The organism is Sedimenticola hydrogenitrophicus (genome assembly GCF_029017505.1).
GTDB lineage: Bacteria > Pseudomonadota > Gammaproteobacteria > Chromatiales > Chromatiaceae > Sedimenticola > Sedimenticola hydrogenitrophicus_A.
The window spans coordinates 1-24,820 of sequence record NZ_JAQGEI010000036.1 but is presented as its reverse complement, the minus strand read 5'-3'; the positions used below and the strand labels follow the sequence as shown (position 1 = coordinate 24,820).

The following is a 24,820-nucleotide window of genomic DNA, read 5'->3' as shown; positions in this document are numbered from 1 at the left end:
ACATGCTGAACTGCAAACAGACCACGAAACTGCTATCGGAGAAACAGGACCGGCCCCTGTCGTTCAGGGAGCGTGTCGCACTACGCCTCCACCTCATAATGTGTTCGGGGTGTACGAATTACGACCGGCAGATGGGATTCATCCGCAAGGCGTGCCGGCGCATCGGGGGCGATGACGCGAAGTAAGCACCCGAAAAGAAATTGCGGTTACGGATTGCACCGGATTTTTGTTTGTCCCCTACGCGCATAGTCACGCTACGCAAGCTTTGCCGTAACACCACAGGTGGACGAAGATCCGCTTTTTGCCGGGCAGGAGCCCACCAAGGAAACTCGACAGACACACCACTGCATGCGGGCGGAATCCGGGGGTACCAGTGCATCGAGCCTGTTCCCCGGATGCCGCCGCCACGGGTGCCCATGACGATTCTGTTGGGAGGTGACGGCTTCATCCGGGCTACTTCGCTGATGGGTTAGGTCGTTCCTCCTCCATCCATCCTTCTACCCGCTAAAACCCACCCCGCACTAATACCGCGAAATACCACGGGGCATTACGCCACATAACGTTTCGTTACATCGATACATTAATATCCATCGCCTCACCACCTCGCACCCACACCCGCCACCATGCCATAACATGCTGTATTTATTACATAAAAATAACTAAACACAAAACTGGCACGGCATCTGCAATATCCAGGTTACAAAGCAAAACATTACGCAGTAAACAACCCTTTAAGGAGCACGACATGAACAAACTGATCACTCTTGCAGTACTCGCCTTCGCCTCGACCGGCGCCTTGGCCGCCAACGTAACGCCCGACCTCAGCAGCGATATCCTGTACGGCGGCGCTTCTGTCAGCGTCAGCCCGGGCAGCGCCTTCGTGCAGAACGGCCCCGTGAACCCGGACCTCTCCACCGACCTGGTTTACGGCTCCGACAGCCGCGGCCACAGTCATAAGGCCCAGCCAGTCGAGCGGATCGCCCACGAACGTTCGGACATCTCAACCGATATCATCTACGGCAGCTGATTGCGGCAAACAACCTCTAAGGAGAACGACATGAACAAACTGATCACACTTGCAGTACTCGCCTTCGCCTCGACCGGCGCTCTGGCTGCCAACGTAACGCCCGACCTCAGCAGCGATATCCTGTACGGCGGCGCCTCTGTCAGCGTCAGCCCGGGCAGCGCCTTCGTACAGAACGGCCCCGTGAACCCGGACCTCTCCACTGACCTGGTCTACGGTTCCGACAACCGCGGCCAGAGTAGTAAAGCCCAGCCGGTCGAGCGGATCGCTGCCGAACGTCCGGACATCTCGACCGACATCATTTACGGCGGTTGAACACAGCTGAAAGCCGCTCCCGCACATCTCTGTGCTTCGCGGCAGTCCATCGCTGGACAGCAATGAACGCCCCGTCGGCATCACCGGCGGGGCGTTCCCGTAGGCTGTGTTAACGCCTTTTACCCTGACGGGTGTGTGCCATGGAGGGAAAAACGGTTGGATGCGGTGAGGGTAACGAACCGCGTCGATGCACGACGGGGGCGCTTCGTTGAGTTCGACACTACCTACACGCGTTCATTCTCCGCAGCCGCTCCAGGTTGATCACACTGCCCCTGGTTATGTCAGCCATAGGGCTGGGGGGTTAATGGGATTGCCCTGCTGGGCCTTTTCATGCGGCGGGAGAACGTCCAGGCTTGGCCAGAGTCCGGTTGACAGCGCCCTGGCATAGCCTGTATCGACGCCGGCGTCCTGCATGACGCGGCCGGCTTTTTGGTAATCATAGGCGAGGCGATGCCAGCTGGCACATATGCGTTTGCCCTTCCACTCAAGCAGAAGATACCATCCATCGGGCGTGCCGTCGTTGGCCGGCAGCCCTATGACACCCGTATTGAGCCAGAATTGCTGGCCGATCCGCTGGCCGAATGGAATACCGCTATGCCCGCCAATAACCGAGTCGGCAGCCGCCAGCGCAAGCTCCCGTTTCTTCTCCCCATCGGGGGTGGAGGGGAATATGAATTTGTTAATCAAGCTGGGGGCGCCGTGCACCACGTGAAACGAGTGAGCTCCGAAGGTAAAACGTAGCGACCGGGGAAGTGTCCGCATCCAGTTGCGCTGCGCCGGCGTAATCCGGCTATTGGTATACCCAAACCACGACTCGGAAAGTTGGGCGCAGACAGACCCCTGATCGAATCCGCAACCGCAATCAATGGCTTTGTCTGCCAGCGCCTCCTCGCAGTTACCCATGACGACATGGATACCCCAGTCACGAGTCATTTCAACCGATTCAAAGGGTGACGCGCAATAGGCCGTCAGGTCGCCTGTGCAAATGATGCGCTGCGCCGGTATTTGCCGACGTTCCGCCTCGTTTCGGATAGCGGTTAACGCCTCCAGGTTGCCGTAGGGACCTCCAAACAGCAGCAGCGGCCCATCCATTGGACCCAGATGATGTAATGCATTATCGGTTGCCATCATGGTCGGACCGCGGAGGCGACCGGACTGCGGCGCCGGTTTGCCAGCAGGTCGCCAACCCAGAACAGCAGGCAGCCGATCCCCAGCACACTGATCGAGATGTAGAGTAGTTTTGTGTATTTATGCATATCCCCCAACCACTGGGTGTGGTTGGCGGATTCGGTAAAATAGAGTGCCGCACCCGTAATAGCCAGGACAAAGGTCGCCAGGTAACTCCAGAGCGGGATGTTTTCACGCCCTCCCCACAGTGAGAAAAAGACCACCGGTGCCAGGTACATGGAGGCGGTGCCGCTGACCGCCACGGCGCTGAACAGATCCTTGTTGCCGGCGAACACCAGCAATAACCCCAGCAGCATAAACAGGGCCATGGTGATTCGGCCATTTCTCAGTGTGGGCTCAATGACACGCATATTCACCACCGCCAGCCTGGAGGCACTTGACAGGGTACTGTCCAGGGTCGACATAGCCGATATCACCAGTGCCGCGCTGAACAACAGCATGGGAATCTCCCCCAGAAGGCGGGACAGTACCTGGTTCATGGTGTCACCCGCCATGGCGTTGGCACCCGCCAGTACGCCCAGGCTGCCAAACAATATGATGCAGAGAATGCTGATCCAGGCGGCATGAAGAAAACTGCGGCGGGTGGTTTCACGGTCGGACAAAAAACCACGGTCCATCATCACCGGGTCATGCATCGGATAGCTCCATATCTGAAGCAATGCCACGGCCATGAGGATGGGGCCGGGTTGATCGATCTCGAAGGGTTTGAAGGTCAAGGCATCCAGCGTGAGGTGGCCACTGACAAGTGCGGACAGTATCAGCAGGAGCAATATGCCGATGAACAGCAGCATCTGCAACAGATCGGTGCGCAGGGAGGCGTGCAAGCCGCCTATCATGGAGTAGAGCAGGGTAACCAGAGCCAGACCGATAACCGACAAGGCATAGGATTGCGAACCGGTCACACCAAACAGGATGCCAATAACCAGCAGATTGGCAAATACCTCGCTGAGCAGACGCAGACCCACTACCACGTTATAGCAGCCGGCCCCCCAGGCCCCAAAGCGCGCCTGGAGAAACGCCTGGATGCTGTCGTAACCCTGCTTGAAGCGCAGACTGTCAATAATCATTCCGCCAGTGAGGAATGACAGATAGTAGGCGGCATAGGCCAGGGTGCCCCAGATGCCATAGTAGTAACCCAGGATAGCGGCATTCATCAAGGAGCGGGCGAAGATCCAGGTGGTAACCTGGGACAGGGTGAGCAGCAACAGACCCGGCGGACTGCCGTTGATGGACAGCCCATTGAAAAAGGTACTGTTGTCATTGGCCCTGGAAGTGAGCAGCAGCGAAGATAGCGCAACGGTTGCCACAATAGCGGGTAGTACGAAATCCATAAAATATCCTCGGGTACTTTGTTTACTATACGACCGGATGTATGCGGAATATATGTCATCGAAATACCGATGATATGAGTCTATTGACTATTCGGAAATAATCCCGGGCGGTTTCCGGTCTTACTAGCGACTTCGTCACTAACACGTGGCGTCATTCCCCGTTTATGGAGAGGCAATCTTTCAAATCAAACCTAATTGGAGAAGCTCATGCTTTGCGAATACCGCATCACCCTGGAACCGCAGGACATCGAGACGGCCAATCCCAAGAGCAGGGCCGTATTGGAAAAGGCCCTGGAACAGGTCGGTTTCATACCCAACATGTACGCCTACATGGTGAACTCGCCCGGGCTGCTCGACAGCTATCTTCACGGTTACGCCGCCTTCCGCAGTGAATCGGGATTCACCCCACCGGAGCAGGAAGTCATATTTCTCGCCATCAGCCGTGAGCATGGCTGCGAGTACTGCGTTTCCGCCCACTCCATGCTTGCCGACGTCAAGTCGCTCCTGGATCCCGCGGTAACCGACGCGATTCGCGACGATACAGCCATACCCGACCCCAGGCTGGCGGCGCTGGCGGAATTCACCCGAATCATGGTCAGAAGTCGCGGACTGCCCTCCCACGCCGAGGTGATGGCATTCCTGGAGGCCGAATTCAAACAACGGCACATCCTTGAGGTGGTGTTGGCGATCGCGGTCAAAACCTTGAGCAACTATGCCAACCACCTGTGTCATACTCCCCTGGACTCCCTGTTCGAATCCAGGCGCTGGACGGATGCCACGGTATACACCCCTGGCAACAATGTTGTCCGCTCACCAACCATCGGCAAGGCAGGACGCCGGTGAGCTTGCGAACCGCATCATTCCATCCTCAGGTCCGTAAACGGTGCATCCCTGCACCACTCCTCGTGGTAAGGTTTGATGCGGTTCGTGCCCCACCGGCATCTGCGCCAGGTCGTGAGCAAAGTTTGTAGCCTGGATGGAGCCGGTCCATCATCCGGATTTGGAATGCACATCCAGGTCTTCGATGATCGGACATCCGTCCCGGGTGGCGTGGCAGAGATTAACCAGCAGCGTCAGTTCCCTGCGCAGGGTTTCGAGCGACTTCATCTGATTTTCAACTTCCGCCAGCTTCTGGTGGGTCAACTCGCGCACTTCATCGCGGGCGTGCTGCGGGTCCTCGCGCATCTCCAGCAGCCGGGCGATCTCTTCCAGTGAGAAATTCATCGCCTTGGCCCGCTGAACGAAGCGCAGCCGCGACAGGTCATGGCGGTCATAGAGCCGCACCCCGGAGAGCGAACGGCCGACCGGCCGCAACAGCTTTATCTTCTCGTAATAACGTAGCGTATCGACACTGAGGCCGGTGAGGCGTGCCACCTCACCGATACGGAATCGGGACTGATGATGATCACTCATGTTATGTCCACCTTTAGTGTGTTCCCGTCAATGGCGTCATTCTCCGTTACCGCTTCCGTTCCCCCTTTCGCGGCGAGCCGCCGGGTGAACTCGGCACGCAGTCCGCGGACCGACGGCAGGCCGGTAAACCGGAGCTGTCCATCGATAGCGATGGCGGGGGTGGCGAGCACGCCAAGCGCCACGGCATGATCCAACTCTTCAAGCACATCGACCGTCCGCCATTCGATCCGGCTTTCACCGAACTCCCCGACCAGGTTGCGCAACGTCTCCCGGGCCTGGCCGCAACTGCGGCAGCCGGGAGAGGAGAACAGCTCGACCTTGATACTCATCCGTTGCCTCCTGATCTGTCCGGCCGTAGGCTGGAAAACTCATTCAAAGATAATCTTTAGTCTGGAGCAGGCTTCAGGTCAACCTGATCCATCGACCTGATTGCCCATAAGGCTCAGCTATTGCCGGATACTGTCTATAAAACCGCAAATGAACGTGAATAGAGCAAATAACGGGGATGGAAGACGAAGGACGGTAGAAAGGTCCGTCAGTCCTCTGTCCAGTCAAATCTCACTGCGTTATTGTGACGTTAACCATATTCGCGTTCATTTGCGTTTATTCCATCCTTAGGTCCGTAAACGGTGCATCCTTGCACCACTCCTCTCGGCTAATATTTTTTCCGGGTGCGGCTGAGTTCGATGGGTAATCAGTTGGCGCGATAATCCAGAATTTTCAGCATCACCCTCAGCGTTTTCCAGGCCGCCATTTCTCGATACGATGGGCATCATAATTGGCCACGTAGACCGTTCCGTCAGCATCGACGTCCACGGCGATGGCGGTATGGGCCGGACCGGTGGCCGGGGTGCCGAAGGCGGTGAGGAAGGTGCCATCGGGGCGGAACTTCTGCACCCGATCGTGATAGAAGTCGGCCACGAAGATATTGCCTTCCGGTCCCAAGGCGATGGAGGTGACGGTGGCGAACCAACCATTAAAGGGACCGTGAACATTGAGTGCGAACGGACCGCCCCACTTGCGCAGGAAGCGCCCATCGGCGGCGAAGACCTGGATGCGGTCGTTGTAGCCGTCGGCCACGTAGAGGGTACCGTCACCGGCCAGGGCGACATCCGTCGGGTAGTTGAACTCGCCCGCCCAGATGCCGATCCTGCCGCTCTCCCCCCGTTGCGAGATGAATTTCCCGTCCGGCTTCAGCTGCTGAACCCGTTGGTTATAAAAGTCCACCACGTGGAGATCGCCGTTGGCCGCCACCGCCACCCCGCCCGGGGCGCTGAACTCACCGGGAGCACTGCCGGCGCGACCGATGCGGCGACGCGGCGTGCCGTCCAGGGCGAACACCTCGATGCGGTCGTTCCAGTAGTCGGCCACGTAGAGTTCATCCTGGTGAATGGCCAGATTCATCGGCCGTCCGAGTTGGCCGGGGCTATCGCCCTTGGTGCCAAACTGGCGTCTGAAGCGCCCGTCAACGTCGAACACCTGAATGCGCGCATTGCGTGCGTCGCTGACGAACACCTCGCCCTTGTGCACCGCAATCCCGGTGGGTTCGTTGAGCTGTCCGGCTCCCGAACCGGGTCCGCCCCAGCTACCGGCCAACTCGTAGGCCAGCTCTTTCGGCGACGGCACCCAGGCCAGCCAGGCGACAGCCAGAAGAACCAGCAGGCCCGCCGTTGTTGTGGCGATGATCTTCAGCACTGAATTTTGCTTCACAGCCGCTGCTGCGTCATGCTACGGTAGGTAAAGCCCGCGTCCTTGAACAGCTGCAGCATCCGCGCTTCGGTGATCTCCACCCCCTCGCGCACATCCACCGTGACCAGGCCCTTTTCCAGGTCGATATCGATCCGCTCGACACCCTCGATCTGATTCAGCTTCTTTTCGATGCCATAGGCGCAGTAGGGACAGGCCAGCCCGTCCACCCGCATGGCGTATTGAGTGCCGGCAGCCAAGGTCGTCAGACTCCAGAGCAACAACATCGGCAGCAGAAAATAGCGTTTCATCACATCACCTCTTCCGATATTAAAGGATATATCCATGTAGGTTGGGGTGAGCCTGCGAACCCCAACAAACACCCATTCAATGCCATGATGTTGGGGTTCGTTCCTCACCCCAACCTACGGCCATCATCTGTTTTTTTATTGAAAAATCCGTGCGTAGTTGGGTCAGCCGCGCAAGGGCCGGAAACCGGCCGTTCACCTGGTAGCCGGGGGCACGGCGTAAGCCGACAAGCCTTCGCCTTACAGATGCCATTCGAGTACCAGTTTGGCACGGTAGTCGGTCTGCTCCTGATTGCCGTTCAGATCGCTGGCAATCGGAATCTGCACCCCGGCCTTGACCGCGAAGTTGCGTTTGGTCCAGAAAATGCCCGGCGACAGGAACCACTCCGTGCCGCCGCTGTCGGGCAGTTCCGTGCCATTCAGCTCGGCGCGTCTGCCATATTCACCGTTCAGCTCCAGCAGCCACACCGTATCCGGCAGGTAGTAGCTGGGGAGCCTGGGCCGCCAGCCAGCGGCCAGATCCAGCAGCACCTTGTCACCACGCAGCAGGCCGGCATCGTTCTCTCCATTATGCCGGTAACGCAGGCTGGCCCAGCGGTACCACTTGAGGCTCTCGTAACCATAGGTCAGCCCCAGGATGGCATCGGTGGTATCGGTCCCCAGGGCGGGCATGGCGCCCTCGTCACCGGTATCGGTCTTGATCTTCAGCAGCACGGCCGCGCCCTCCTGGGCACCGAGGGTGTCGTGGCGCCAGAACCGGTACTTGGTGAACAGGCTCAGGTCGCCTGGGCCGCCGGATTCCTCCGCGCCCTCCTCCTTCCAGGCGTAGGGCAGCTCGATACCGGCGGCCCAATCCCCGGTGATGCCGTACACCAGCTCCAGCCCCAGTTCCAACTCCCGTTCCTCGCCCGCCTCTCCCAGATGGACCTCCGTGGCCACCTCCACCCCTCCCTTGTACAGCACGTGGGGACCGATACCGAACACCGGGTCATGCGCCCAGGCAGGACTGTTGATCAATAGCGCCGTCAGGGCGACCGCCCAGCCTGCCCCCTTGTAATGCCTACTCATACAGACTCCCACGTTCAGATTGCCGCGAAAAATACCCAATTCTTAAAAAAGCATAGACCCTGGAGCCGACTCCAGGTCAAGCCCGCATTTTTACTCACCGCCGCGGCGAAAATCATCCGGAATACGCGGCGCAAACCAACCCCGCACTAACGCCGCGAAACACCACGGGGCATTACACAATCAAACGTTTCGTTACATCAGAACATTAAGCTCCACCGCCTCAACCCCCATCTCCCAACCCCATACCAACCTAATAACTCACTGTATTTATTACATAAAAATAAGTATTCACAAAACTGGCACGGCATCTGCAGTATCTGGGTTACAGAGCAAAACATTACGCAGTAAACAACCCTTTAAGGAGAACGACATGAACAAACTGATCACTCTTGCAGTACTCGCCTTCGCCTCGACCGGTGCCCTGGCCGCCAACGTCACGTCCGATCTCAGCAGCGATATCCTGTACGGCGGCGCTTCTGTCAGCGTCAGCCCGGGCAACCCCTTCGTGCAGAACGGCCCCGTGAACACGGACCTCTCCACCGACCTGGTTTACGGCTCCGACAGCCGCGGCCACAGTCATAAGGCCCAGCCGGTCGAGCAGTTCGCCAACGAACGTCAGGAGATCTCGACCGATATCATCTACGGCGGCTGATCCCAGCTGAATGATGAATGATAAAGCCACCCCCGACGGCACCGCCGCCGGGGGCTTTTGTTTGCGAGCTACGGTTCCACACCCCGGAGTGGCAAATCTGCCACCTGCAGAAGTGGATTTGCCGCGAAAACCTTCGCGCCAGAGGTGCTCCTACGGACCTTTTTCCACCCCGACTCGCTGCGGTGAGCCTGCGATCCCCAACTGGATTCCGGTCAGCAACTTGACTCCGTACCTGGGTACAGCGTTTATCCTTATTTCAGGGATTGGAACCTATGAGTGAGGAGTGCTTCGTGGCGGAATACATCGTAACCAACAACCGTTCATCAATCGTGGCGGCGACGGCTCGGGTAGAGACCACCGGCGCGACCCCAACGAATCGGTTGCTGGCAACGGTGGTGGCTGCAGGTTACCAGGCCAATCTGTCAAATGAGCAAGACCGGACTAACGTCGGTGACACTGCCGGCGGGTTGCGGGTGGCCATCATCGGTAGCGGATCCGCCGCCTTCGCCGCGGCGATCCGGGCCGCCGACGCGGGTGCCCAGGTGACCCTCTTCGAAGGCGGGGATGTGATCGGCGGCACTTGCGTCAACGTCGGCTGCGTACCCTCCAAGATCATGATCCGTGCCGCGCATATCGCCCACCTGCAGACGCACCATGCGTTCGACGGGATTGCACCGAACCAGCCGTCCATCGATCGCGGCGCCCTGGTCAGGCAGCAGCAGGCCCGGGTCGAGGAGCTTCGCCAGGCCAAATACCAGGACGTCCTGGAGAACTATCCCGGAATCCACCTGATCCGTGGCTGGGCACGCTTTGCCGATCCGCACACCCTGACGGTCACGCGCCCGGACGGTTCGGAGAACAGCTTCGCCGCCGATCGCATCCTGATCGCCAGCGGCGCCCGCCCGGCCATCCCCGACATCCCCGGCCTGCGCGACACCCCCTACTGGACCTCCACCGAAGCGCTGGTCGCCGAGGAGATCCCCAAGCGGCTGGCGGTCATCGGCGGCTCGGTGGTGGCGCTGGAACTGGCCCAGGCGTTTCTGCGCCTGGGCAGCGAGGTGACCATCCTGGCACGCAGCACCTTGCTCTCAAAGGAAGACCCCGAGATCGGCAAGGCCCTTGCCGGGATATTCGAGGAGGAAGGCGCGCGGGTACTACGACACAGTGTGCCGGATGCCATAGCCCATGACGGCAAGGCGTTCATCCTGACGACCCGGCACGGCGAGATCCGCGCCGACCGCTTGCTGGTGGCTACCGGGCGTCAACCCAATACCGAGCGACTGGCACTCGACAAGGCCGGTGTCGATATCGGCGGCAATGGCACAATCGCCATTGACAACCGGATGCGCACCTCGGTGGAACATATCTTCGCCGCCGGCGACTGTACCGATCAGCCGCAGTTCGTCTATGTCGCCGCGGCCGCCGCCACCCGCGCCGCCGTCAACATGACCGGCGGCGATGCGGTACTGGATCTCACCACCATGCCGGCGGTGGTGTTCACCGATCCGCAGGTCGCCACGGTGGGCCTGAGCGAAGACCAGGTCCGGGCGCAAGGCATCGAAGCGGAGTCACGCACCTTGCCGCTGGAGCACGTGCCGCGCGCCCTGGCCAACTTCGATACCCGGGGTTTCATCAAGCTGGTGGCGGCGCGGGATGGCGGACCGATTCTCGGCTGCCAGGTGCTGGCGGCCGAGGGCGGGGAGATCATCCAGACCGCCGCCCTAGCCATCCGCAACCGCATGACGATACAGGAGCTGGCGGATCAGCTGTTCCCCTATCTCACCATGGTCGAGGGACTGAAGCTGTGCGCCCAGACCTTCACCCGGGATGTCAAACAACTCTCCTGTTGCGCGGGGTAAAGCGGACATGCTGAAACAGATCATCGGCCCGACGGGCTCCGCCATCAGCGGCGCCTGCTGCCTCGGGTTCGCGCCCTTTCTTGCCGGTCTTTCGTCCATCGGCGCGGGATTTCTTATCAATGACCTGGTGCTGATCCCCCTGTTCGTGCTGTTTCTCGGCATCACGCTTTGGGGGTTGCAAAGCTCGCGCCGGCGCCATGGCCGGAACGGGCCTTTTGTGCTGGGCGTGGTGGCAAGCCTGGTCGCCTTCGCGGCGCTGTGGTTCCTGGTGCCGCTCGCCTATGCCGGACTGGCTGCCCTGGTCGCGGCATCCGCGTGGGATATCGTGCTGTTGCGTCGCTGCGAGGGAGTTCCTACGCGAGTCCTAAATCCAAAAGACTCCCAGGGGTAATCTTTTTCCAGCTTATGACCTGTACGCCGCTGCGTAGATATTCCTCTTCGCCGCCGTAAATCAGCCAAGGGGTGAGGGCTTCGTCGCCGGCAAAGCGGGCTGATTTACGGCCGGCCTGGATGTAGTCGCCGGTAATCGTCTGGCCCGACTTGATTTCCACGGTTTGTAATTTTCCTTGCCGCTCAAAGAGCAGATCTGCCTCAACCCCGTTATTGTCGCGCCAGAAATAGAGATCGGGCGGCAGTCCTTGGTTGTGGCGATCCTTGAGGAATTCGCTTACCACCAGGGTTTCAAAGAGGGCTCCACGCAGGGGATGCAGGCGCAGAACATCGGCGTCGCGGATACCCAGCAGCCAACAAGCCAGACCGACATCGACGAAGTACAGCTTGGGGGATTTAACCAGGCGCTTGCCGAAATTGCGGTGATAGGGAGGGAGCAGGAACACGAGATCGCTGGCTTCCAGAACCGACATCCAGGCCCGGGCGGTGCTGGCGGCAATTCCGCTTTCGCCGGCCAAGGTGCTCAGGTTGAGCAACTGGCCGGTGCGGCCAGCGCACAGGCGCAGAAAACGCTGGAAAGTGGAAAGGTCTTGAATGTTGAGCACTTGGCGGACATCACGTTCGATGTAGGTGGCCACGTAGCTGGAAAACCAGTCGGTATGGCTAACCGGTTCGGCGTGCAGGATGGGGTAGCCGCCTTGCACCATCAGGGTATCAAGGTCGGCCGCACCATCGCGGAGCTCCGGAGTCTCGGCCAAGGCCAGCGGCAGCAACCGGGTCAGTCCCACCCGGCCCGCCAGTGATTGAGTCACTCCGGAAAGCAACCCGAACTGCTGGGAGCCGGTCAGGATAAAGCGGCCCGGAACACGATTTTCATCGACCATTCCCTGAAGATGGGAAAACAGGTTTGGCCAGCGCTGGGCTTCGTCGAAAATAGCCCCCTGGTAAAAACGGGCCAGAAAGCCCTTGGGGTCTTCCTGGGCAAAGGCCCTTTCCGTCGGGTCCTCAAGGTTAACGTATGGCTTGTCGGCGAAGATGGCCCGGCTCAATGTCGTTTTCCCGGACTGGCGTGGCCCGGTGACTGCCACGATTGGAAACGAGGCGGCCAGCCGTTGCAATGTGCTGGAGAGGAGACGTGGGATCATGGGATTCTTATGCCTCTAGTTTCGGAGTTCAGTTCCAGATTCCGGGCGGGCCATCCCCTTTCCGGGACCGTCGGAGGCAGGGAGGCCGACGCGAGCGTACAGGGATGTATTCACAGCGTGTCCTGGAAAGGGGGTGGTCCGCCCTGAACACATCCATGAAAACTCCGAAATTTGATTTATACAATAGTGCGACACAATCATCAATATGTATAAATACTTTAACTGATGACCGGAAAAGGGGGGGGGGCAGGGAAGGGGTCGGAGTCAAGCCGCTCGGATCAGGAACAATATGGTTCTCGAACATCGCCGACGCTGTGCGTAGCGGCAGGTCAGCCAAACATCGCGTCGGTGTCGACCGTGTCGCACTCACCCAGATCGCCTCGGTGACTGGCGAGAAAGCGGTCGGCGGCGGTGCGGCCCGCCTCCTTCAGCCGGTGCAGGATCACCGGGTTGGCCACCATCTTGGTGGCCACGGAAAGCTGGGTCATCAGCACATCATCAGCGATCATGTGGATCAATGCGCGCTGGATGCCGCCGGGGTCGAGGGTATGGCCATCCACCAGATTGCGCACCGTCCAGATCGCCCGCAGCTCGCGCAGGAGCGAGGAATTGAAGCTGATCTCGTTGATCCGGTTCTGGATGTCGCGCGCGGTGCGTGGCACCTCCTCACGGAACAGCGGGTTGATGTTCACCACCACGATGTCACGCGGCAGATCGGCCCGGAACAGCGGGAAGAGTGCGGGGTTGCCGATATAGCCGCCGTCCCAGAACGCCTCGCGCCGGCCGGTGCTCGGATCGTCCCATTCCACCGCGCGGAAGAGTGTGGGCAGGCAGGCCGACGCAAGCATGGTATCGGTGCAGATCTCAGTACCCGTGAAAACGCGGATGCGCCCGGTGCGCACATTAGTGGCACAGATGTTGAGCACGGGCGGACCGGCGTCGCAGACCAGATCCCATTCGAAACGCTCGACGATGCGGCGCAGCGGGTTGTCGCCGGGCATTCCGTAGGGGCTGATGATGCGGCTCATCATATCGGCCCAGTTGAACACCGGCGAGGCGTCGATCATCGCCGAGATCGTACTCGGCTCGGGGCTCAGCGCCGCCAGCCAGGCGGTCACCGCGTCGGAGGGCAGGGCGCCTACCTGCTCCCAGAGCCAGTCGAGGCTTTCCCTCGCCCCGGCACGGCCGCCGCGCTGCAACCCCGCCTTCAGCGCCGCGCCATTGAGCGCCCCCGCCGAGGTCGCGGAAATCGCGGCTATCTCAATGCCGTCATCCGCCAGCAACCGGTCGAGCACTCCCCAGGTGAAGGCGCCATGCGCGCCGCCGCCCTGGAGCGCCAGGTTGATGCGCTTGGGCTCGCTCACCGTGTCGTCCAGCCGCCGTCCACCATCGTGGCGTCGGTGATCCGGTCGTCCGCCACAGCGCAGAGAAAGAACTCCGCGCCACCGTGTTCCCCGGCGATGCCGAGCCCGATGCCCGGGTTCGATCCGGTGATGACGGCGGTCTTACCCTTCAGCGACATGGATACCTCCTGAGTGTTGGCGGGCGCATAGATCCGTGCTCGCGAGTACAGGAAGAGTAAACGCCCTTCTTGTCCCGGTCCAGCCATAAGTTGCGCCATTCCGATTACACCACAGACGTAATTGTTTAGGAGGATCTGCCTGATCAAACCAACCTGCGCCCATACCGCGAAATACCACGGGGCATTACGTCATCTAACGTTTCGTTACATCAAAACATTAAGTCCCATCGTGTAAACCGCTCTCGCACAACCCCGCCATCAACAAATAAGTTACTGTATTTATTAAATAAATTCAATAAGACGCAAAACTGGCACGGCATCTGCAATATCCAGATTACAGAGCAAAACATTACGCAGTAAACAACCCTTTAAGGAGAACAACATGAACAAACTGATCACTCTCGCAGTACTGGCCTTCGCCTCCACCGGTGCCCTCGCTGACGATCTCAGCACCGATATCCTGTACGGTGGCGCCCCGGTCAGCGTCAGCCCGAGCAGCCCCTTCGTACAGAACGGCCCCGTGAACTCGGAGCTGGCCACCGATCTGGTTTACGGTTCCGACAGCCGCGGCCAGAGTGACAAGGCCCAGCCGTTCGAGCGGGTCGCCAACGAACGTCAGGACATCTCGACCGACATCGTTCATGGTGGCTGATCGCAGTTGAGAGCCGCTCCCGCACTTCGCGGCATAAGGCTATCCCTGAAAAAACGCCCCCGACGGCATCGCCGCCGGGGGCGTTTTTTGGTGCGCTACAGGCCTACAAACCGGCGTGGCGAACCTGCCACCTGCGGGAGTGGATTTGATGGGAACACCTTCGCACCCGAGACCAGATAGAGATCGTCCGCAAGACTTGTAGGTACGGAGAGAAGGCATTTTCTCTCGCGAAGAACGCCAAGAGCGCAAAGATTGCAGAATTCGGGATTTAAGCGAGGAAGTAACTACTCACGGGGTGAGTAGTTACGAAAAAGCATAGATCCTGGTGCCGCTCGCCTATGCCGGACTGGCTACCCCGGTCGCTGTAGCCGCATGGGATAGCGTGCTGCTGCGTCGCTGCGAGCACGGGCTTCCCTCCCCCGAAAACCCGTCATAGGGCGCCCCATGGGCGCCATGGATGTTCGTGCCGGTGTTGCGGCGGGCACGGCCCGCCCTATGGTTCAAGCGGACTCAGGTTGGCGGCAAATCCGCGCATGCGGCTTACGCGAGTCGCGCCTGCTCCAACGGGCGGTCATAACTCCGCTTCGCCGGTAACCGGCACGCTCCGGCCGATTGCCTGTCAATACCGGACAGCCTGAGCAGGGTGAGCGGACGGCATATCCTGATCCACTTTCGATCGACAGTGATCAGTTGTTTGTCACTGAGGCGCAGCAGCGCACGACTCAGCGTCTCCGGCGCGATCATCAGGTGGTGAGCGATATCGCGCCGTCTCATGTTAAGTTTTAACCGCCGCCCTTCGGGCACCCGCATCCGCACGGCCAGGTCGAGCAGAAACTCGGCCAGCCGGGCATCCGCCGACTTTTCCGTTCGCGCAATCAGCGCGTGCGCGCGGCTGGCGTCATGCGCCAACATCTTGAACAAGGTGGCGAAACGACCCGGAGCGGCATCCGCGATTCGGCGCACATTGGTATAGGGAATCTTGCACAACCGGGTATCCACGGTTGCCCAGGCGATTTCCCGTTCCGGCGAGCCGTAGTAGACGCCTTGCAATCCGAGGGATTCGCCGGGCACGCGGAAATCAACCCAGGTCGCATCCGGGGTTTCCGGCTTGACCTTGAGGCATCCCTCCTTGACCACATACAGGGCGGGTTCATCTCGAATGACCGGCCTGCCTGCCCGCACATCGACCGAAACGGCCTGTGCCCCGGGCCAGAGTCCGAACTGGCAAATGCCCGCCAGACAGCAACTGTCCCGGCACACGGCATCGTCCCGGCATGCGAAATCATCCACGGGTTGTATCTGTGTTGCATAAGCCAGATTCATGCTTGGGCTCCCGGCGAGTCTGTTAGGTTTCGTGGCGCCACCTTAATTATTAAGGCAGGCATCTACAGCCTCGGAGCACAACCCGTGCCAATGCTTTAACACATTGTATTCATGGTAAATATATTATTATTCCGGCTATCCAGCGGATAAATATCGCCCGGCTTGTGGTGGCGACCGATCAATAATCGACCGGTGATTATGACGATCTCTCTCACTAACTACTTACCCGGTCTGTAAGTGATTGGCCTGCCTTGTTGGCCGATCTTGATGGCGCCTCGAATCCGGCCCCATTTTCAGATCCAAGCCTGCCCTTGTTTGAGCGAAGCGAGTTTGGGCAGGCGCTGAACATGGGGCCGGATTCGAGGAGACAAGCCATCATGTGAGGCCGGCAAGGCAGGCCAATCACCCCGTGAGTAGTTACGATCTCTCATAGTCTTCGTTGCCACGCTGATCGCCCAGCTTGTTGCGCAGGGTGGCGCGGGTGATACCCAGCAGCTCCGCGGCGCGGGTCTTGTTGCCCTCGCACGCGGCCAGCACCCGTTGAATGTGAAACCGCTCCGCGTCCGCCAGGAGCAGGGGGGACTCGGCGGCTTGGGCCATGCCCGGCTGGCCGGCACCCGACATCTCCCTGGGCAGGTGTTCGGGGCGGATCGCGCCGTCCCGTGACAGGATCGCGGCCCGTTCCATCACGTTGCGCAGCTCACGGATGTTGCCCGGCCAGGGGTAAGCGGTCAGAAACGAGGCCACTTCCGGAGTCAGGGTGAGTGGGGCCACACCCAGTGTCGGCGCCATTTGCCGCAGAAAATAGCGGGCTAGGGGCAGCACGTCGTCGCGGCGCTCGCGTAGCGACGGCACGTCGATGGCACCGACGTTGAGCCGGTAATAGAGGTCCTCGCGGAACTGGCCGGCGGCAACCATCGCCGGCAGGTCGCGATGCGTGGCGGCGACGATGCGTACATCCACCTGCAGTTCGCGGCTACCGCCAAGGCGCCGAAAGGTCTGGGTCTCCAGTGCCCGCAACAGCTTCGGCTGCAGGGCGAGGGCGAGATCGCCGATCTCGTCCAGGAACAGAGTCCCGCCGTCGGCCAGCTCCAACAGTCCGCGCTTGGCCTGCCGGGCGTCGGTGAAGGCGCCCTTCTCGTAGCCGAACATCTCCGCCTCAAGCAGCGTCTCGGGCAGGGCGGCGCAGTTGATCGCAATCCACGGACCCTCCGCCCGTGTGGAACGGGCGTGCACGGTGTGGGCCACCCGCTCCTTGCCGGTGCCGGATTCGCCGTGAATGAGCACCGGCACCCGCCCGGCGGCGGCGATGCGACTCACCACGTCAACCATCTCCCGGAAGGCGGCGCTGTCGCCGATCCACTCCGCGTCATCCTGCGCCGAGGACTGGGCGCGGCGCCACTCCAGCTCGTGGCGCATATGCTGGGCATCGACGGCACGACCGATCAGCTCCAACAGGTCATCCAGATCGAACGGTTTGTTGATGTAGTCGTAGGCACCGGCCTTGAGGGCGGCGATGGCGGTGCGCACCTCGGGGTAGGCGGTCATGATCACCACCAGGCAGCCGTCGTCCAGCTGATGCAGCCGGCCGATCAGCTCCAGGCCGTCGCTATCGGGCAGCCGCAGATCGAGCAGGACCAGCTGGAATCGCCCCCGCCGCACGGCCGCCAGCGCGGCGGCCGCATCGGCGGCCAGTTCCACCGCGAAGCCTCTGCGGGTGAGGAATTGGCCCAGGGTCAGACGCAGCGTCTGGTCGTCTTCAACAATGAGAATGTGGTCAGGCATGCGCACCTCCGGCGGCTGGCCAATACAAGGTAAACCGGGTTCCCTGGCCAGGCTCGCTTTTCGCCTCGACCCGGGCGTGGTGGTCCTGGGCGATTTTACGCACGATGGCCAGCCCCAGTCCGGTGCCCTCGCCGCGGGTGGTATAGAAGGGCTCGAAGATCCGCGGCAACACCTCGACGGGAATGCCCGCACCCGAATCCTCCACCTCGATTACCACCTCGCCCCCCCGCAAGCGGGCGCCGATACGCAGCCGTCCACCCCCGGGCATGGCATGCATCGCATTGATGACCAGATTGAGCAGCAGTTGCTTCATCTGGCGCGGATCGGCGCGCAACGGCACCACCCCGTCTATCTCAGTGAGCAGTTCGATCCCCTTGCCGTGTGCCTCTTTGCGGGTCCAGAACAGGACATCGTCCATCACCCCGGCCAGATCACAGTCAACGGGAGCGCCGGCGGGCGGTGCCGCGAAGCTGTTGAAGGTGTGCAGAAAACCGCTCAGCCGGTCGATTTCGCCCTCCATCCGGCCCAGCGCCTCCAGCAGGTGGCTCGGCGTGTCGGACTCGTAACGCAGGGACTGGGTAACTGCCTTCAGCCCGGCCAGCGGGTTGCCGATCTCGTGGGCAAGGCCCATGGCCAATTCGCCGAGGGTGGTCATCTTCTCCATCTGGAACATCTGCCGATCCAACTCCCGCCGCTCATCGAGCAGACGCCGTTCCTCGCTGACATCCCGGACCACGACGATGAAGGCCTCGCCACCGCCGTCGCTGGTATGGGTTATGGACAGCGCCAGGGTCCGTCCCGCCAGGCTGATGTCCCCGCGATACGCCCCGGCGGCGGCCGCCGCGGCAGCCAACCCGGGCCACTGCGGCAGCCACGACACCAGTGGCCGGCGCCGTTCGAGTCCATCGATCAGCTGCCTTGCCGCATCATTGGCCAGGGTGCAGCGCCCCTGTTCATCAACGGCCAGGATGCCATCCCCGGTATGCTGGATCACCGCCGCCAGGTAAGCGCGCTCGCGATCCAGCTCGTCGGTTCGCGCCCGCACCTCGTCGGTCAGCCGGGAACGATGCGCGTTGAGCTTTCCAACCAGCTCCTGAAGCCGTTCCGCCATGATGTTGAAGCGCTCGCCAAGCCCGGCTATTTCGTCATCGCCTTCGATACGCACGCGGCGGGTGAAATCGCCGGCGGCGACCGCTTCCGCCTCCCGCGACAGGTCGTCAAGGGGTCCCAGGAGCCGCCGTGAAACCAGATAACCGCCAAGGGCGGTGGCCGCCAGGCTCGCCAGCAGCACGATATAGAGCGTGGACAGATTGAAGATGGAGAGAAACAGCCGATTTCTCGGAAAGGCCAGCGCAAGCACCCAACCCTTGGTCTTGGTTTGGGCGTGTTGGCTATCCAAGGGCGTCACCGGAGCGAAGGAGAAGATCTGCCCCGCGACCAGCGTGGTGCCGCTGCCACCCGACACCACCTCGTCGAGCACCGTCTCGCCGAACTCGGAGCGCAAGCGCTCGATGGGCTGCATCACAAAGGTATCGGGCTGGCCGCCGGCACTGCGGGAGAGGAAGTGGCCGGCACGATCGAACAGGTAGGCGATGCCGCCCCGCGCGTCCGCCAACTGCTGGATCTGGTCCAGCAGAATATCGGCATTGAGATTGACGATGAGCAGGCCGGCATCCGCCGCGTTCAACGGTTTCACCGGTGTGGCGAAACGGATAACCGGGCGCTCCGGCCGCTCCACCCGCCCAAACTCGATATTGAGATCGAGCGGGGATACATAGACATCCCCAGGCGCCAGGCCTTTCGCCTCCACAACATAGTAGCGATCGGACTTGTCCTGAAGACGCTCGGCGGGCACCGTCTCGATCGTTTCGCCCCGCCGATCCACCCGCACCAGCTCCCGCCCATCCGGACCCAGGTAGCGAATCTGGTAGATGTGAGGATAGTACGCCGCGAAGCGGGAGAAGTCCTGCTCCAGCCGCTCTCGCGACGCCGCCACGCTGGATTCGCCAGTCCCCCGAGCCGCCACCTCATGCAACTGGTGCAAGGCGTCAGATTGGGAGAGAAAGCGCAGCTCCGACGATAATTGGGCAAAGAAGCGGGCGATGTTCGCAGTGCGGATAAGAATCTCCTGCTCGACGCTGGTCAGGGTCTCCTGTTTCAGGGCATTCAACGAATAGACAATGCCGATCGCGCCGGAAATGGCTGTCGGCAGCGCGGCAGCCAGCAGAAAAGAGAGATAGATTCGCCTGGAGAGGCCCGCAAAACGTAATAAAGCCATGCTTTCCTGAAGGATTACCGCAAAAACTTCATGTATTTGAATAAGGTGGGTGACATGATAACGCGGAACAGGCTTTCCCTGTCGATTAAAACCCGAGCTGAGTACTCATCAACCAAGAGCGACGCGGTTTCACTCACTGCCCCCTTCAGGATTCCCTGCCCAGTTAGCGCTGCGCTGGCTGCGATTAACCTAGAAAACGCAGTGAACCACGAAATACACGAATAAACACGAAAAGACAAAAGGCTGGAACCGAATCCAGCTTCGTAGGGTGGATAAGCGACAGCGCATCCACCATTGCCGAGGTGGATGCGCCTACCGGCTTATCCACCCTACAAAAGTACTTTGTAACTGCTCACGGGTAGGTAGTTACGTTAGCGGTTGAAACGAGGTTTTTAGGATCAGGGGCGACCCGAAGGCCGCCCCTGTCTCTTCAGTACAACGAAAAGATGAATCAGACGATATTGCGCGGGGCGAAGGACATGGAGCGGAACTCGCTCTTGTACTTCGACTCGCCGATCTTCTTCACCCTGGCCACGCCCATCTTGAAGCTGTAGTTGCCGCTGATCTGATCAGGCACGCGACCCTGCAACGCATTACTGGGCTGATTGGTGTTGAGATAGTAAGAGTACAGGGTCCCCTTCTTCACATGGGGCGTGACGATGGCGACGGCGGTCACCGCGGCCTTGTTCAGCTCGATCCAGCCATTCTTCAGCCGCGAGGCAAAACTGAAATCCGTATCATCCTGTGCCTTGATGCTCTGCCTCAGGTTGGGTACCCGCTCGGAGTACAGCATCAACTGATCGCCCGACTCGATACCGCGCGCGGCGGCGTCGTCTGGATGAATCTCGGTCCAGTTCTCCGGCCAGCGCTGGGCGATGTAGGCGCGCCGGTCGACGTCGTCGAATCCGGACTGCCACACTTCGTTGATTCGGCCATTGGTGTGCCACAGCTCGTCACCCTTCGGCTTCATCCACTCCCAGTAGTCGGAGAACAGGCTCCAGGGGTGTTTCTGGATGTTCACCTTGCCGCTCTGTGAATTGAAGTGAGTGCCCTTCTTGTTCACCATGTTGGTGGCCATGCTGCGACCCTCTGCCTCCATCTGTTCGGGGGTAAGGGTGGTGTCGTGCAGCCGCTTGCTGCCCAGCAGTTCGCCCGTCTTGTAGTTGTAGAAGGTCGGCCCCTGGATACCGGTGGTACCCAATTCACGCAATTTTTCGTGCAGGGTCTTGCCCTCGGCATGCGCCGCCACCTTAAGCATGTGGTAGGCCTTGGGTCCGGTACGGCTGAAGCGCGAGGACTCCTCGCATACCTGGTTGGCATCCTTCCAGTCGAAGCCATCGAAGCCCATGCGCTTGCCCAGTTCCGCCATGATCCACCAGTCCGGCTTGGCGTCCCCCGGGGCGTCGTAGAACTTGGAGTAGAGTCGGATGCGCCGCTCGCCGTTGGCGCGGATGAAGTCCGACTCGCCCCAGGTGGCCGCCGGCAGCACGATGTCCGCAAAGCGTGAGCCGATCGGATCGCGCAAGTAAATCTCCTGATTGAGCACCACGGTACCGCCGGAGTCGGCGCGCGCCTTCAGGGTGTCGATGATCTCCTGCTTGTCGAAGGAGCGCACCTGGTGCGGATTATTGGTCACCTGCTCCTCGAACTTGGCATTGAGGCCGGCGGAGCCGCACATCGCCTGAATCCAGGTGGTACCGATGACATGGGCAAAGCGGGTGTGCCCGGCGTAGAAGTAGCGATCGCAATCCATCGACTGACGCCGCCGTCCCGCGTGTTTTTGAGGGGATTTATTACGGGGATAAGCGCCGCCGCTTTGGTAACCACGTTGATGCCCCCCCAGACGACCGACCATCTGGCCCGGCCGGCCACCCGCCCCGCAGACTGTAGCCAGCGTGGCAACGGCATTGGTGTTGCCGGTATTGTTGGACCAGTAGAAGCCCTTCTCAATGGCGAAGGAGGCCTTTACCCGGCTGCCGTCAGCCTTGGGCTTGGCCAGCATCTCCGCCGCCTTGTAGATGTCGGTGGGGTCGATATTGGCGATCTTGGCGGCTTCCTTGGGGTCATACTCCTTCTGCGCCAGGTTCCACTGCTTGTAGTCCTCGAAGCCCTTGGTCTGGAACTGGCCCCAGGTGGTGCGCCACTGCCACGGGGTGTTGCGGGTGCCTTGGCCAAATCCGGAGTCGGACGCCCACTGGTTGTTGACCCACTTCTCGATCCACTCCTTGTCTTCCCAGCCGTTCTCCAGGATGACCCGCAGGATGGCGCCCAGCACCGGTGTATCGGTTCCGGGGTCGATCTGCAGGAACAGGGCGTTGCCGCGGCTCTTGGCATAGGCGATACCCGCCGTTTCGCGCACGTTGAGCCAGACCGTCTTCTGACCGGCATCGATCGCCGGCTTGATAAATTGGTTAAACAGGATGGTCTTGGTTTCGTAGGGATCGGTACCGGCGATCAATAGCGTCTCGGCAGCGGCCCAGTCCTGGTAGGAGGGTGCAAAGTTTTCAAACCCGGCATCACGGAACCCTGGCGTCGAGGTGACATCTGAAGGTGTGTCATGGAAGGCAAAGTTGGCAGTATTCATATGCCGCAGCGCAAACTTGCTTATCGCGTAGGTGTTCTCGATGTACTGATAGAGATAGGTCTTCATGCCGTAGGCATTGGCGCCGTGCTTCTCCACCACGTGCTTCATCACCTCGGTGGCCACATCCAGGGCCATGTCCCAGGAGACCGGTTGCAGGGTGCCGTTGATGCGGATCATCGGCGACATCAGCCGATCCCGGGTCGGTTTGTTGGGGTTGTAGACCTTCTGGGCGATGCAACCGCCGCGAATGGAGGAGTCGCCGGTCAGGTTGACCGCCTGGGCCTCCTTGTCCGGAAGGATCACGACATTGTGCGGACGACCGTCATGCATCACCACGTTATGCTGGGTGGGGGCCACCCACGCCTGCAGCGGTCCGGATGGGAAGCTCACCTTCAGGGCGTTCTCATGGGCCTGGGGACCGCCATCGGCGGTACCCACCGGCCAGCGGTAGACCTTGTAGCCGCAGGCCACGATGCAGTAATCGCAGCAGGTGGTCAGCACCTCCGCGTTCACCGGAGGCAGCGGCGCCTTGTCCTCGGGAAGATAGTACTTGCTTGACATGATTATGACTCCTGGGATTCCATCAGGTTTTGATTACGGCCAAACAGCAGACCCATGACACCAACGGCGTAGATATCATCGCCATCCAGCTCCAGCAACACCTGGGGAATGCTCTGATAGGCCTGCCCGGAAACAATGATGCCGTGACGGGTCAGGTCGTAGGTGGAGAGGTGCAGCGGGCACTGGCCCAGTACACGGTGCTCGCCCACCGCCTGATACTTGCCGTTCATGAAACCGCCCTGATGGGTACAGAGATAGCTGAACGCCACCACGTCGCGCTGCGGACCGACACCGCCACCGGCCTTGGCCCCATCCATCTTGACCACGAAGCACTGGGAATTCCGGTTCTCGTCGGGGTAGTTGAAATCAAGCGGGATATTCTCCTTCAGCTGGCTCAACTTGCCGATGTGCTGACGGGGATACCCCACCACCCGTGCCTTGGCCTGGGCCTCGCCCGGAAACAGGTTGAGTGAAATGGTACTGACCGCGGCCGCCGTGGTGCCGGTGTACATCAGAAACTGACGGCGGTTGAGCATGCACTGTGCGTGCCCAGCGGCTGACTCGTCTTTTTTGATTAAATCAGACATTACTTTGCCTCCTGTGCGGCTTCGAGCTCGGCACGCGTAAACAGTGGCGCGTATTCGGGCAGCGTGGGTTTTTCGGCGGTTATCGGATCACCCGAGAAGGCCTCCAGGAACGCCACCAGATCCGCCTTCTCCTCATCGGTCAGGCCCAGGGGCTTGATCAGCTTGGATTTGTTCTCCGGGAACTGGGTGGTGCGACCCTCTTCATCGAAGCCGCCCCGGTCATAGAACTCGACCACATCCTCCAGCGTGTAGAGGATGCCGTTGTGCATGTAGGGCGCGGTATGGGCGGTATAACGTAGCGACGGGGTACGGAACTTGCCCTTGTCCCACTTGTTCTTGCTGCGGTAGTAGAAACCCCAATCCGACTTGGCGGTGCGGTAACCCTCCTCGGTCTGGCCCTTGGCGTACTGCTCATAGCGGAAGGTGATCTGTGCCAGGCCATCCTCCTCCCAACGCCTGTTGGCCGGCACGCCGATGTTGTAGTAGTCCTGATCCGAGGCCAGGGCGCCGTTGTGGCACTGGATACAACCCGCCTTGCCCTCGAACAGCACCTTGCCGCGCACCTGCTCTTCACTCAGTGCCGCCTGGTCACCCTGCAGGTATTTGTCCAGCGGGGTGTCGCGCTGCACCAGGGTGCGTTCGTAGGCTGCCATGGCGCGCCAGACGTCCTGGATCAGCGGCCACTGGGTACCGAATACCTCTTTGAAGCGTTTGCGGTACTCGGGAATCAACGCCAAACGCGCCTCCATGATGTCGTCCTCGCCGTTGCCCGCGACACCGCCCTTGGCGGCGGCCGGTGCCTGCTTCTCCAGCGACGGCACGGAGCCGGCCCAGAAGCCACGGCCGTAGTAAGCGCTGTTGACGATGGTCTGGCTATTGCGCCAGTGCACGGTGCCGGGATAACCGCGGGAGAGGTCCTCGGACCAGGCCCAGCCCTGCTCCGGCTCATGGCAACTGGAACAGGCGGTTGAGGCGTCACCGCCGATCCGGGGATCAAAGAACAGGATCTTTCCCAGTTCGGCCTTGGCGTCGGACTGCAGGTTATCCGGCGGAATCGGTGGCGGGCCGAGCGGTGCCAATGGCGCGGGTCCCGCCTGTTCACTTTTTGTGGCGTCCTGCTTGCCGGCCAGGGCAGTATTACCGACCAGC

At 60.6% G+C, this 24,820-nt stretch carries 24 protein-coding genes; 8 read left to right on the top strand and 16 right to left on the bottom strand.

All coding sequences use genetic code 11. The annotated features are described in order from the left end of the window. Positions 1-2 precede the first annotated feature (2 nt). From O9K64_RS23820 to O9K64_RS18990, 3 genes are all read left to right on the top strand, one after another. The gene (locus O9K64_RS23820; protein WP_275099678.1) at positions 3-185 is read left to right on the top strand and encodes a zf-HC2 domain-containing protein; all 183 of its coding nucleotides are present in this window, start codon (positions 3-5) and stop codon (positions 183-185) included. Positions 186-745: 560 nt separating this feature from the next. Continuing rightward, positions 746-1,027 (top strand): hypothetical protein, encoded by a 282-nt coding sequence (locus O9K64_RS18995; RefSeq protein WP_275099677.1) that lies wholly within the window; start codon positions 746-748, stop codon positions 1,025-1,027. Between the two features lie 30 nt (positions 1,028-1,057). Beyond that, positions 1,058-1,339 carry a hypothetical protein gene (locus O9K64_RS18990; protein ID WP_275099676.1) on the top strand — a complete coding sequence of 94 codons (282 nt, stop codon included), beginning with the start codon at positions 1,058-1,060 and terminating at the stop codon, positions 1,337-1,339. A 276-nt stretch (positions 1,340-1,615) separates the two neighbouring features. Here O9K64_RS18990 and O9K64_RS18985 read toward each other — a convergent pair whose 3' ends face one another. After that, on the bottom strand, positions 1,616-2,470 hold the full coding sequence (locus tag O9K64_RS18985; protein ID WP_275099675.1) for a metallophosphoesterase family protein: 855 nt from the start codon (positions 2,468-2,470) through the stop codon (positions 1,616-1,618). Then, positions 2,467-3,858, bottom strand: coding sequence for a sodium:proline symporter (locus O9K64_RS18980; RefSeq protein WP_275099674.1), 1,392 nt, complete (start codon positions 3,856-3,858; stop codon positions 2,467-2,469). Before O9K64_RS18980 ends, O9K64_RS18985 begins: the two co-directional genes overlap by 4 nt. Before the next feature lie 207 nt (positions 3,859-4,065). Between O9K64_RS18980 and O9K64_RS18975 the strand changes: the two genes are divergently transcribed. Beyond that, complete coding sequence (locus O9K64_RS18975; protein ID WP_275099673.1) at positions 4,066-4,701, top strand: carboxymuconolactone decarboxylase family protein; 636 nt, start codon at positions 4,066-4,068, stop codon at positions 4,699-4,701. A 147-nt stretch (positions 4,702-4,848) separates the two neighbouring features. On the opposite strand, the gene O9K64_RS18970 is transcribed toward O9K64_RS18975, so the two are convergent. The 5 genes from O9K64_RS18970 to O9K64_RS18950 all read right to left on the bottom strand — a co-directional run bounded on the left by O9K64_RS18970 (position 4,849) and on the right by O9K64_RS18950 (position 8,333). Continuing rightward, positions 4,849-5,271, bottom strand: a complete 423-nt coding sequence (locus tag O9K64_RS18970) for a heavy metal-responsive transcriptional regulator (RefSeq protein ID WP_275099672.1) — start codon at positions 5,269-5,271, stop codon at positions 4,849-4,851. Further along, positions 5,268-5,600: a thioredoxin family protein gene (locus tag O9K64_RS18965; protein ID WP_275099671.1), complete on the bottom strand. Its 333-nt coding sequence runs from the start codon at positions 5,598-5,600 to the stop codon at positions 5,268-5,270. Before O9K64_RS18965 ends, O9K64_RS18970 begins: the two co-directional genes overlap by 4 nt. Positions 5,601-6,003: 403 nt before the next feature. Continuing rightward, entirely contained in the window at positions 6,004-6,981 is a 978-nt protein-coding gene (locus O9K64_RS18960; RefSeq protein ID WP_275099670.1) for an NHL repeat-containing protein, read from the bottom strand. After that, positions 6,978-7,268 carry a heavy-metal-associated domain-containing protein gene (locus tag O9K64_RS18955; protein WP_275099669.1) on the bottom strand — a complete coding sequence of 97 codons (291 nt, stop codon included), beginning with the start codon at positions 7,266-7,268 and terminating at the stop codon, positions 6,978-6,980. Before O9K64_RS18955 ends, O9K64_RS18960 begins: the two co-directional genes overlap by 4 nt. A gap of 237 nt (positions 7,269-7,505) precedes the next feature. Next, on the bottom strand, positions 7,506-8,333 hold the full coding sequence (locus O9K64_RS18950; RefSeq protein WP_275099668.1) for a transporter: 828 nt from the start codon (positions 8,331-8,333) through the stop codon (positions 7,506-7,508). Positions 8,334-8,703: 370 nt separating this feature from the next. Here O9K64_RS18950 and O9K64_RS18945 point away from each other — a divergent pair, with 370 nt between their 5' ends. From O9K64_RS18945 to O9K64_RS18935, 3 genes are all read left to right on the top strand, one after another. Further along, complete coding sequence (locus tag O9K64_RS18945) at positions 8,704-8,985, top strand: hypothetical protein (protein WP_275099667.1); 282 nt, start codon at positions 8,704-8,706, stop codon at positions 8,983-8,985. 272 nt (positions 8,986-9,257) lie between these two features. After that, the gene (gene merA / locus O9K64_RS18940; RefSeq protein ID WP_420493183.1) at positions 9,258-10,844 is read left to right on the top strand and encodes a mercury(II) reductase; all 1,587 of its coding nucleotides are present in this window, start codon (positions 9,258-9,260) and stop codon (positions 10,842-10,844) included. A 7-nt stretch (positions 10,845-10,851) separates the two neighbouring features. Continuing rightward, positions 10,852-11,235, top strand: a complete 384-nt coding sequence (locus O9K64_RS18935; protein WP_275099666.1) for a MerC domain-containing protein — start codon at positions 10,852-10,854, stop codon at positions 11,233-11,235. On the opposite strand, the gene O9K64_RS18930 is transcribed toward O9K64_RS18935, so the two are convergent. The 3 genes from O9K64_RS18930 to O9K64_RS18920 all read right to left on the bottom strand — a co-directional run bounded on the left by O9K64_RS18930 (position 11,198) and on the right by O9K64_RS18920 (position 13,901). Further along, positions 11,198-12,379 (bottom strand): ATP-binding protein, encoded by a 1,182-nt coding sequence (locus O9K64_RS18930; RefSeq protein ID WP_275099665.1) that lies wholly within the window; start codon positions 12,377-12,379, stop codon positions 11,198-11,200. The genes O9K64_RS18935 and O9K64_RS18930 overlap by 38 nt on opposite strands. A gap of 329 nt (positions 12,380-12,708) precedes the next feature. After that, positions 12,709-13,743 carry a patatin-like phospholipase family protein gene (locus O9K64_RS18925; protein WP_275099664.1) on the bottom strand — a complete coding sequence of 345 codons (1,035 nt, stop codon included), beginning with the start codon at positions 13,741-13,743 and terminating at the stop codon, positions 12,709-12,711. Continuing rightward, positions 13,740-13,901 carry a hypothetical protein gene (locus O9K64_RS18920; RefSeq protein ID WP_275099720.1) on the bottom strand — a complete coding sequence of 54 codons (162 nt, stop codon included), beginning with the start codon at positions 13,899-13,901 and terminating at the stop codon, positions 13,740-13,742. The genes O9K64_RS18925 and O9K64_RS18920 overlap by 4 nt, the downstream gene beginning before the upstream one ends. A 382-nt stretch (positions 13,902-14,283) precedes the next feature. Between O9K64_RS18920 and O9K64_RS18915 the strand changes: the two genes are divergently transcribed. Beyond that, positions 14,284-14,553 carry a hypothetical protein gene (locus O9K64_RS18915; protein ID WP_275099663.1) on the top strand — a complete coding sequence of 90 codons (270 nt, stop codon included), beginning with the start codon at positions 14,284-14,286 and terminating at the stop codon, positions 14,551-14,553. A 540-nt stretch (positions 14,554-15,093) separates the two neighbouring features. On the opposite strand, the gene O9K64_RS23685 is transcribed toward O9K64_RS18915, so the two are convergent. From O9K64_RS23685 to O9K64_RS18885, 6 genes are all read right to left on the bottom strand, one after another. Further along, positions 15,094-15,843 (bottom strand): Crp/Fnr family transcriptional regulator, encoded by a 750-nt coding sequence (locus O9K64_RS23685; RefSeq protein WP_275099662.1) that lies wholly within the window; start codon positions 15,841-15,843, stop codon positions 15,094-15,096. Positions 15,844-16,293: 450 nt separating this feature from the next. Continuing rightward, a complete protein-coding gene (locus tag O9K64_RS18905; protein WP_275099661.1) occupies positions 16,294-17,661 on the bottom strand; it encodes a sigma-54-dependent transcriptional regulator in 1,368 nt (455 codons plus the stop codon). Next, on the bottom strand, positions 17,654-19,939 hold the full coding sequence (locus tag O9K64_RS18900; RefSeq protein ID WP_275099660.1) for an ATP-binding protein: 2,286 nt from the start codon (positions 19,937-19,939) through the stop codon (positions 17,654-17,656). Before O9K64_RS18900 ends, O9K64_RS18905 begins: the two co-directional genes overlap by 8 nt. Positions 19,940-20,390: 451 nt before the next feature. Then, positions 20,391-23,084, bottom strand: coding sequence for an arsenate reductase (azurin) large subunit (locus O9K64_RS18895; RefSeq protein WP_275099659.1), 2,694 nt, complete (start codon positions 23,082-23,084; stop codon positions 20,391-20,393). 2 nt (positions 23,085-23,086) lie between these two features. Then, on the bottom strand, positions 23,087-23,671 hold the full coding sequence (locus tag O9K64_RS18890) for an arsenate reductase (azurin) small subunit (protein ID WP_275099658.1): 585 nt from the start codon (positions 23,669-23,671) through the stop codon (positions 23,087-23,089). Then, on the bottom strand, positions 23,671-24,820 hold a 1,150-nt coding region (locus O9K64_RS18885), incomplete at its 5' end, for a cytochrome-c peroxidase (RefSeq protein ID WP_335342320.1). The genes O9K64_RS18885 and O9K64_RS18890, both read right to left, overlap by 1 nt.